This is a genomic window from Acinetobacter sp. MD2, assembly GCF_035615575.1.
In the GTDB taxonomy this organism is placed as follows: Bacteria; Pseudomonadota; Gammaproteobacteria; order Pseudomonadales; family Moraxellaceae; genus Acinetobacter.
This window is the reverse complement of the sequence record NZ_VTDK01000025.1, coordinates 1-401: the sequence shown is the minus strand read 5'-3', so window position 1 is coordinate 401 and position 401 is coordinate 1. Positions and strand designations below refer to the sequence as shown.

The window sequence follows — 401 nt, the reverse complement described above, 5'->3', positions numbered from 1 at the left end:
GCTCAACGGATAAAAGGTACTCTGGGGATAACAGGCTGATACCGCCCAAGAGTTCATATCGACGGCGGTGTTTGGCACCTCGATGTCGGCTCATCTCATCCTGGGGCTGAAGCAGGTCCCAAGGGTATGGCTGTTCGCCATTTAAAGAGGTACGCGAGCTGGGTTTAGAACGTCGTGAGACAGTTCGGTCCCTATCTACTGTGGGCGCTGGAAATTTGAGAGGATCTGCTCCTAGTACGAGAGGACCAGAGTGGACGAACCTCTGGTGTACCGGTTGTGACGCCAGTCGCATCGCCGGGTAGCTATGTTCGGAAGGGATAACCGCTGAAAGCATCTAAGCGGGAAGCCTACCTCAAGATAAGATTTCCCAAGGACTTTATGTCCTCTAAAGAGCCGTTGAA

1 rRNA gene is annotated in these 401 nt (G+C 52.9%); it reads left to right on the top strand.

The features are described from left to right. Positions 1-401: ribosomal RNA gene (locus tag FXN70_RS11950) — 23S ribosomal RNA — on the top strand; the annotation flags it as partial.